This window comes from Streptococcus sp. HMSC066F10, from assembly GCF_001813805.1.
Lineage (GTDB): Bacteria > Bacillota > Bacilli > Lactobacillales > Streptococcaceae > Streptococcus > Streptococcus vaginalis.
In genome coordinates this window covers 1-9,992 of the sequence record NZ_KV813967.1, presented here as the reverse complement: position 1 = coordinate 9,992, position 9,992 = coordinate 1, and the positions used below count along the sequence as shown (strand labels likewise).

At 41.0% G+C, this 9,992-nt stretch carries 2 protein-coding genes and 3 pseudogenes; 1 reads left to right on the top strand and 4 read right to left on the bottom strand.

The annotated features are described in order from the left end of the window. Window positions 1–277 precede the first annotated feature (277 nt). Window positions 278–4,672: a PolC-type DNA polymerase III gene (locus tag HMPREF2933_RS03685; RefSeq protein WP_024052403.1), complete on the bottom strand. Its 4,395-nt coding sequence runs from the start codon at window positions 4,670–4,672 to the stop codon at window positions 278–280. Between the two features lie 99 nt (window positions 4,673–4,771). Here HMPREF2933_RS03685 and HMPREF2933_RS09970 point away from each other — a divergent pair. Then, window positions 4,772–4,904: pseudogene (locus tag HMPREF2933_RS09970) on the top strand (ISL3 family transposase); the annotation flags it as partial. Window positions 4,905–4,948: 44 nt separating this feature from the next. On the opposite strand, the gene HMPREF2933_RS03680 reads toward HMPREF2933_RS09970, so the two are convergent. The 3 genes and pseudogenes from HMPREF2933_RS03680 to HMPREF2933_RS10590 form a co-directional block, all read right to left on the bottom strand. Further along, window positions 4,949–5,806, bottom strand: coding sequence for a 5'-nucleotidase, lipoprotein e(P4) family (locus tag HMPREF2933_RS03680; RefSeq protein WP_024052405.1), 858 nt, complete (start codon window positions 5,804–5,806; stop codon window positions 4,949–4,951). A 176-nt stretch (window positions 5,807–5,982) separates the two neighbouring features. After that, window positions 5,983–9,285, bottom strand: a pseudogene (locus HMPREF2933_RS03675) (pullulanase); the annotation flags it as partial. A gap of 371 nt (window positions 9,286–9,656) precedes the next feature. Continuing rightward, a pseudogene (locus HMPREF2933_RS10590) lies at window positions 9,657–9,804 on the bottom strand (YSIRK-type signal peptide-containing protein); the annotation flags it as partial. Between the last annotated feature and the right edge of the window lie 188 nt (window positions 9,805–9,992).

Genomic DNA, 9,992 nt, shown 5'->3' with positions numbered 1-9,992 from the left:
ACGTTGCACTTTTTATTGCAATTTATCATTTGTAAATAGCTTACAAAGAACAACAGTAATCTATAAATTTTGTAAAAAACTTTACAAGTAGTAAAATTTCCACTCTACTTTGCATATTTTAGTAGAACCTTTCAAAAAACAGCTAGCTGCTCGCAGGAAGTCCTTATCATGAAAGAGCTGCAAAATCAATCATATTTTGCAAACAAACGAGTGAAAATTCTAGTCTAGCGGCAGCTGCCGTTGATGAAATTCCTGTCTTTCATCAAAAGAAGAAGTTTTAGAATAAATCATCAAAGAGACTGAGCTGATTGTCTTCTGGCATATTGCCTAGAATACCCATTTCATCCATTTTATCGACTAGAGTAGTGGACAAGCCGCCACGCTTGCGCAATTCGGTTTTTGAAAGAAATTCTCCTTCTGCACGCGCTTTAACCAATTGTTTTGCAACGTTGTCTCCCAAACCATCCATAGCAGAAAATGGTGGAATTAAGCTATCTCCGTCAATAAGAAATTCTGTCGCATCACTCTTATACAGATTGAGTTTGCCAAATTTGAAACCTCTTTCCAGCATTTCATTGACGATTTCTAGAGTTGTATAAAGGTCAATTTCAACATTAGAAGCTTCATTATTTTTGCGTTTTTCAGAAATTTCGTTCATCTTGTGCTTCACTGCATCTAATCCACTACTCATGACTTTGATGTCAAAGGCTTTGGCACGAATAGAAAAGTAAGCACAGTAGTAATAAATCGGATGATGCACCTTGAAGTAGGCCACCCGCAAGGCCATCATCACATAGGCAGCTGCGTGAGCTTTGGGAAACATATACTTAATCTTTCCACAAGATTCAATGTACCACTCAGGCACATTATTTTCCTTCATAGCAGCGATGTAGCCATTTCTTTCCTCATCAGAAATTTTGAGCCACATGCCTTTCCGCACCCGTTCCATAATGGTAAAGGCCATTTTAGGTTCTAAGCCCTTGTGCATCAGATAGACCATAATGTCATCCCGACAACCGATAACGGTGGACAGGTCAGCAATTCCCTGCTTAATCAAATCTTGTGCATTGCCCAGCCATACATCGGTACCGTGAGACAAGCCTGACAATTGGAGCAATTCCGCAAAGGTCGTTGGATGAGTCTCGTCTACCATACCTCGCACGAAATTAGTTCCAAATTCAGGAATCCCCAGCATACCAGTCGGCGTGCCAATCTGCTCCTGCGTTACTCCGAGAACATCTGTCCCAGAAAAGAGAGCCATCACTTCTTGATCGTCCATTGGAATTTCATTGGGGTCAATACCTGACAAATCCTGCAATTTCCGAATCATGGTCGGGTCATCATGACCGAGTACATCTAGTTTTAAGACATTTTCATCAATATCATGGAAGTTAAAGTGAGTTGTTTGCCATTCAGCAGTCAAGTCATCTGCTGGGTATTGAACCGGCGTAAAATCATAAACATCCATGTAATTTGGAATAACGACGATTCCTCCTGGGTGCTGTCCAGTCGTTCGTTTGACACCTGCTGCACCTTGCGCTAATCGTTCTACTTCTGCATCACGATAAAATTTATTATAATCCCGCTCATAACCTTTCACAAATCCATACGCTGTTTTGGCAGCAACTGTACCAACAGTACCCGCACGAAAGGCGTATTCTTCACCAAAAATGTCTCGGACATCCAAGTGGGCACTGGGTTGATCTTCACCAGAAAAGTTCAAATCAATATCGGGTACCTTGTCACCATCAAAACCAAGGAAGGTTTCAAAAGGAATATCTTGTCCATTTTTACTCAATTTATGTCCACAATGTGGGCAAGCTTTATCTGGCATATCAAAGCCTGAACCGTAAGAACCGTCCGTAATAAATTCTGAATACTGGCATTTGCCACAAACATAGTGAGGAGATAAAGGGTTTACTTCTGTAATTCCAATCATAGTCGCCACAAAGCTAGAGCCGACCGAACCACGTGAACCCACCAAATAGCCGCGTTCATTTGAGCGCTGTACCAGCATTTGCGAAGCCAGATAAATCACGGCAAATCCATTCCCCAAAATGGAGGATAATTCCCGCTCAATTCGTCGGTCTACAATATCTGGCAGTGGATTTCCATAAATTTCAAAGGCTTTGGCATAAGTCATCTCAGCGACTTTTTCCTCTGATTTGTCAATAAATGGTGTATAAAGGTCACCTTTCACCACCTCAATCGATTCAAAGGTTGCTGCCAATTGATTTGGATTATCAATAACCACCTGCCGAGCTAATTCTTCACCTAAGAAGGCAAACTCATCCAACATTTCATTGGTTGTGCGGAAATGCGCTTTTGGAAGTGAAGCTGGTTGAGCATTTTCACCATGCCCAATGGTACGGTTAATCATCGCCCCTTGCCCTAGACTGCGGACGATAATTTCTCGATAAATTTCTTCTTCAGGCTCGATATAATGCACATCACCTGTAGCAAGAACAGGCTTGTCTAATCGATTTCCCACTTCAATCAAATTTTTAATAATGGTGTGAAGCTCTTCGACATCCTTAACCTGCTCTTTGGCAATCAACGGTGCATAAATTGCTGGAGGCATGATTTCAATAAAATCGTAGTATTTTGCGACTTCCACTGCAGCATCAACGCCTTGCGAAACAACCGCGTCAAACACTTCTCCTTCCGAGCAGGCTGTTCCTAAAATCAAGCCTTCTCGGTGCGCATCCAAAACTGTTCGTGGAATCCGCGGTACGCCCTCAAAATACTTTGTATTAGACAAACTGACTAATTTAAAAATGTTCTTCAAACCCGTTTGATTTTTTACATAAATCGTAGCGTGTTTGACCCGCGCTTTTTTATAGGAGTTTTCATCCACCAAATCTGTGTTTAGCTTTTGAAGATTGGTGACACCTCGTTTTTCCGCCGCATCGTTAATGAAAATAAAGAGTAGGCGTCCTGTCGCTTCCGCGTCATAATTAGCCATGTGATGATGATCAAGCGATATTTGGAAACGCTTAGTCAATGGTCCCAAACCGTGGCGCTTGTATTCTGGGTAGAGATTACGGGCAAACTCCAAGGTATCAATGACTGGTTGCGTGATCTGTGGCAACCCATGCCGTTCATAATTGACATTCATAAATCCCACATCAAAGGTAGCATTGTGGGCAACGAGCACCGTATCTTGACAGAAGTCTTGAAATTCTTGCAAGACCTGCTCGAGTGGCTTCGCATTTTTGACATGCTCGTCTGTAATCCCCGTCAAATCTGTCGTAAAGGCACTCAAAGGATGACCTGGATTGATAAACTCGTCAAACTCAGCAATGACATTCCCTTTGTACATCTTACTTGCCGCTACTTGGATCAAGTCATTGTAAATAGCAGACAAACCAGTAGTTTCCACGTCAAAGACAACATAAGTGGCTTCCTTGAGCTCCATATCCACTTCGTTATAGGTAATAGGAACTCGGTCTTCCACGATATTAGCTTCCATGCCATAAATCAGCTGAATACCTGCTTTTTTAGCAGCTTTATAGCCATGCGGAAAACTCTGCACATTGCCGTGATCAGTAATTGCAACTGCCTTATGCCCCCATTTAGCAGCTGTCGCAATCAACTCCTCCACTTCTGGCAGAGCATCCATGGTTGACATGTTGGTGTGCGCATGAAATTCAATCCGTTTCTCACCTTCTGGCATCAAGTCTTTCCGCTCATAATGTGTCACTTCTTGCACATCTTGGACATTCATGGTCAAGTCATGCGTGAAGTTATTCATTTCAATATTCCCACGCACACGCAACCAAGAATTTTTCCTAATGATGTCAAATTTTTTGGCTTCTTCTTCGTTTTTAAACCATTTCTGAAGGGCAAAACTAGAAGTATAATCAGTCATCTTAAAGTTAATCAGCACACGCCCTGTGCGGGTAACTTTTTGCTCAAGATCAAAGACCATACCTTCAAAGACAATGCGATTTTCCTCGGTCTGGATGTCAATCATCTGCGTAATCTCTGCCTTGTTCAGCTTTGGTCGGGCAGCCGCTTTTCGTGCTTGTAAATCAGAATAGTTTGGTTTTTCCTCAGCTGGTGGTGGTGCCATTTGCTGCAGTGCTTCGATAGCTTTTAGCGCCTCGTCATTAGCCGCTTGCACAATCTTTTCTTTTTCAGCTTGGAAAGTCTCAACTTGTTGCTGAGTTAAGGCGTCACTTGCTTTGACCTGACATTGAAAATGCGGAAAGCCAAACTTCACCAATTGCTTGGCTAAATTTGGCAAATGGGTTTTTCGAAAATGCTCCGTATCAATACTGGATGGCCCCTCAATCCAGAGCTGATCGCCGTCCGCATGCACCTGTAGCTGTTGGTACATACTACGAAAGCCTTGACTGGCACAAGGTCCTTCTGTAAAAGCCTCTTTGTAATAAGCCTGCAACAGCTCCTCTGTAAAATCTTGATTGGCAGCCTTAATTTCAAAAATAGCTTGGTTGCCCGTCTTAGAAAATTCTTCATTTAAACGTTTTTTTAATTCTTGAAACAACTCAATGGGTAAAATTTCTCCAAAAGCAAACTGAAATTCCCAAACATGACTGACGGTATGCACTAAAACTTGCTCAATTTCTGCATGTAAAAAGGCACTTGATTGTCTCATATCAAGTGGCATATCAATTTGATTCATTAAAATTTCAAACGTAGATGACATATTTTTTCCTCGTATTGTAATGAAACTATTTTACCATAAAACAAATGAATTTTCGATTAAAAAATAGATAAGGAATATCCCTCATTGTTTTTAATATAAACCAATCATCTCATCAAGGACGTCAAATGCTAAGCTTTTGGTTTCTCGGAACTTTGACAATTTTAAAACGAAAATTCTCATCGCTTTGAACATCAAAAAAGAGAGAACCAATCTGATTCTCTCTCGCATTTAGCGATAGGTTACCCACTACAGTTGACATTGAGTCTGTTTTCCTTTTTATTTTTTATATCCTTCTAATGCTTTTTGACGTTCTTCAGTTTGGCCTTTCGCATCTAATTTTTTACCTTTATAAACAGTGCTTTCCCATGAACCGTACATTGGATTTGGGAAGATGATGAACTTTTCACCGAATTCGTTCTTTAATTCTTCTAATTTCTTACTTCGTTCTTCTGCTGATGTTTTTGAGAAATCCGCAAAGTCAACGAGGTTATCACCTAAAAGCATGGCCAAATTCGTCGTTTCTTGTACTTTCTGACGGCGACCTTCTTTTGATTTCACACCTTTTTCTAAGAACATCAAATGGTCTTTCCCTTGTACTGGAATGCCTTCCTTTTCCAAATTCTTAATTGTCGCGTCTACCTGGCTCGCATCACGGTCAGAAACATAGTAGATTTGAACACCGTTTTGATGTGCATATTGGAGAAATTCTTTGGCACCAGGAACCGCCTTAGCTGAAGCCTTTTTCACCCATGCATCCCAATTTTTAGGATTAAAGGCCGTACCGTCTTTGACATTTTGAACTTGATAAGGACTGTTGTCTAATACTGTTTCATCTAAGTCAAGAACGATTGAGTAAGGCTTATCTGTCGGTTTTTGCAGCAATTCTTTCAAACGATTCGTTGCGACATTATAACCTTGCAGGTACAGCGCTTTAGCTTCATCTGACTTTTGATACCAAAGAGTGGACATGGTATTTTCCCTTGACCGCAATTGGTCATAAGTCATGGTGACTTTACTGTCAGATGTGTTACTTTGCGCAGCCTTATTGTCTGTCGTCTTCGTTCCACAGCTGGTCAATAAAATAACCGAAGCAAGAGCAGAGAAAATTGTGATTGTGGCTTTAGATGATTTCATAAAACCAATCCTCCTAATATTAATCTATCAACATTATAGCGCTTTCATAAAGACGTTGCAAGATATCTGTCTAAATGTAGGAGAAAAATAGATTTGCAAAAGACAGTTAACAAGTTCATCTAAAATAATGAGCTGTAAGGAGCTTAGAATCCCTACAGCTCACAAACCTTCAATCTTTATTTCTTTTTCTTAAGGACAACTACACTTGATAACAACAAGCCAATTCCTGCTAGCACGCCAGCAATGGAAATTGTCGTCCCTGTGGACGGTAAAGTCTTATCTGCTTTTCCAGCTCCTGCTTGCTGTTGCTGCGTCTGACTAGCTGAAGTATTTGACTGTGTTGACGAAGTCGTTGTTTGACCAGACTCTCCTTTCGGCGTAGAAGGCTTGGTTTGATTTTGTTCTTCTTTTGGTTTTTCTTGATTTGGTTTGCTATTTTTTTGAATGCGTAAAATCGTCGCTGTCAATGGTGCTAAGGTAACCCCATCTGCTCCTAAGGCCACACCAGCTGGATTTGAAATAGCCGTTACCCCTGCGGTATTACCGTCTGCCACGACTTGAGCATTTGCCAAATGCTTGTAGGCTTCACCAAAGTTAAACTTCCGCTCCTTGTTATCCGCATTAACAAAGACAGCGTAAATGTCTCCATTTGAAGCCACAACTTGGTAGCCAAGAACTGTATCCTCTTTTTCAACCCCGTCTTTACCCGGCTGAGTGATTAAAGTAACATTTTGATCGACTTCGGCTTTGGTCTTGCGTGTAAAGGCATCTGTTGACTTCCGCAAAGCAATCAGCCCTTTCACATAGTCGCGGCTCTTCGTATTTTCAGGGAATTTGTCACCGTTTGTTGCCTTTGTCCAGTCAAAATGATTGACCGCATCGCTCGAATCATAAGAGTCGTGGATAAAGTAAGGATATTCAAATGGTGTTCCGTCCGCATTGGTCAGCAGGTGTGATTTATTTGGTACTTTGTCTTCTGAAACCGGATATTTATAAGCTGGGTCACGGAATTGCTTGGTTCGTCCGTATTCTTGCCCAGAGTGAAGGAATGGCGTACCTTGAGAAGTAAGGACCATTAGATTGCCCAAACGCAGGCGACGGTGAATTTCTTGATTGTTCGCTGCGATAGCTGGATCTTTTTTAATGGATTGAGCAATCACATCAAAGAGGGTCAGATTATCATGTGCAGCAATGTACTGAATCACATCTCCCGGATCATCTGCTTCAAAATTCGTTGGTTGTGCTTTGATGTTTTTGAAAACATCTTCGACATTGCGTTTTCCACCTGTGATAAAGGCAGGTGCTCCTTCGTTCGGATAACCAGATTTCAAGGTATTTCGAATATCATCTGAGAATACACCGACTGTATCGGTAGATTTCATCCAAGATTGATCCGCTGGTTGGACTGGTTTATTTTCATCTCCAGCGTAAGTCTTCCACCCCTCACCTAGCATCACCAGATTTGGATTGAGCTTTTTAGCCTCCTCATACGCTTTTTGAATGGATTCTGCATCGTGATCTCCCATCATATCAAAACGGAAGCCATCCACTTTGTATTCGCTCGTCAAATATTTGATAGAATCCACCAAAACACGACGGCTCATGTAGTGCGTTGTTCCCAAACGTCCGCCACCAAAACTAGTTCTAGGAGTGCCGTCTGCATCCATAAAGTGATAGTAATTCGGCTCTAAATCTTCAAAAATAGAGGTCTTTGCCGTGTGATTATAAACCACATCCATAATCACACCCATTCCGCGCTTGTGAATTTCATGAACAAGATTTTTAAATTCTTCAATGCGCTTAGCTGGATCTGTCGGATTGGTTGAATACATTCCTGTCAAGGAGAAGTAGTTTTGTGGATCATAACCCCAGTTGTAGTTGCTATTGCTAGAAGCATACTTGTCCAATCTTTCGGCATTTTTCAATTCATTGACAAAATAATAACTTAAAACCGGCAGCAACTGAATATGAGTAACCCCAAGTTCTTTTAAATAGTCCAATTTTTCAACGAAAGCTGAGAATGTTCCAAATTGAGACTTCAAATCCTTAGAAATGGCTGCGTCAGAAGTAAAATCACGGACATGCGCTTCGTAGATAACTGCATCCTCCCGACTCTTGAAGCCTGGAATGTTCGCATAGGTCAGATTTTTCGGACCAAGCTCACTTGGGTCAACAAAAGCTGCCTTTGCAATCTTGTAAGACTCACCTTTTTCGGCATCTTCGCTGTTCCAAGCTGCCAAAGATTTGGCATATGGATCCAAAGCCAGTACTTTTTTATCACCGCGCGTAATTTCATAATGATAGAAATAACCGCGATAATCCTTAATTCCTAGATTTGTTTGCGATGTCAATGTTGTCTTCCAAGTACCTGCTTCTCCTTTTGTCATCGCTACCTTACCAACTACTTTGTTCTGATCATTTTTATCATACACAACCAAATCTACCTGATCCGCACTTGGTGACCAAAAGGTAACATCCACTTTCGTGCCTTTTTGGCTAACACGCGCACCCAATTCACCATCATATTTGTAGAGAATGTCCTTCAACTGCCAATTCATACTGGTTTTAAATTGGTCGTTGCCATACTTTACCTTATAAGGAGCTTGCGCTTGTCCAAAGTCTCCTATGATTTTTGCTTTCTTTGTTTTGGGATCAAGCACAATGTCTTTCACAACCACTTCTTTACTGTCCTTGTCTGTAATTTTTAGATTCTTAAGAATATCTTCCTTTTTGGCATTTTCAAGGGTTGAGAAAGTTGCTTCAATCTCCGTCAGGCTGACATGCTGAGCACCTGTCATGCGGATATCATTGACAAAATACGGATTGGTATAAATATTCGGATCTACATCTCGGAGGAAAATTTGACTGTTTTTCTTCAAATTTGTCAGATTATAATCCTGCGGTTGAATCTTCACATCGTCACCTGATTTGCTTTCATCTAAAAGCAGAAAACCAATTGCTTTTGCAGCATCTTTTAAAGGAACATCTACATAGCGACCATACTTGCCTGTTTTTTCGAAATCCACTCCGTCAGGCCAATTTTTGCTAGGATTTCCCACATCTCCCCAGAGCCAAAGAGACTTCTTGTCATAATTCCCGTCTGTCCGATAATAATTGATTCGTACCATGCCCTCTTTTAGAGGATCATAGGTATGAGGATTGTAATCCTTGTCAAACCAGACCTCGTTCATATTCGGACTGAGCAATTCAATCGTCTTGTCACCTGTTAGGTTTGTACCTGCTGTATTATTGATTAAGAGACTAATCTTACTCCGTTTTTGTGCCATTTTGACATCAAGATAATAGCCATAATCATCCTTTTTAGCCATTGAAAAGCTAGTTGCTCCTGTCGGCCAGCTACCTTTTTGGCTGGAAGGTGTCTCCACATCATCCCAGGTCCACAAGCCAAGACTAGCTAAATTCTCCGACGGAAGTGTCTTAAAATGCAGACGAATGCTGCCCTCTTCAATTTTGTCTTCTTTAGCTGCTGTCGCAGCTGATACAACTTTCTCAATAGGCTTCGTTGCCGTTTTTTCTTCTGCTGCTTGTGCAGTTTCCTTCTCCGTAGATTGAACTTCCGTACTTGAATCCGTCGTTGAAGCTGGGGTATTTTCTCTTATGGAGCGAGCTTGAGTCAAGTCAAGTTTTTCTGATGAGCTTCCCTCAGTTGAAGCTGTACGCGAAGAATTGGCAACACTAGGTGTTGCCGAAAGCGAGTTGGTTGCTTGCCCTTGATTTTCCGACTTTTCCGAAACGACTGCTTGATGATTCGTCACTTCTACTTTATCAGACTGCTCACTTGTTGGTGATGTTGGTTGCACCGTTTCAATAGATGTGTTTTCGACACTATTTGCTTCCTCTGCTTGCGCTAAGACATTCCCCGCCAAAAAAACACTAGCAGAAATAGCAATAGACGCTACCCCTACTTTTAATCTGCGGATTCCAAAATGCTGACGCTTCTCAGCTGTTCGAGATTGTAAACGATAAACTTTCTTCATAAAAAGAAAACTCCTTTATTTTTTAGTTGCACAAATATTTTTAGGCTAGTGCAAACGTTTTCTGTAGATATTATATACATTTATCAACAAAATGTAAAGGTTTTCAAACAAAAATATCTGTTTTTTTGACAGAGATTAAATGTGTTTTCTATTTTATTTGATAAATTGCAATAAAAAGTGCAACGTTT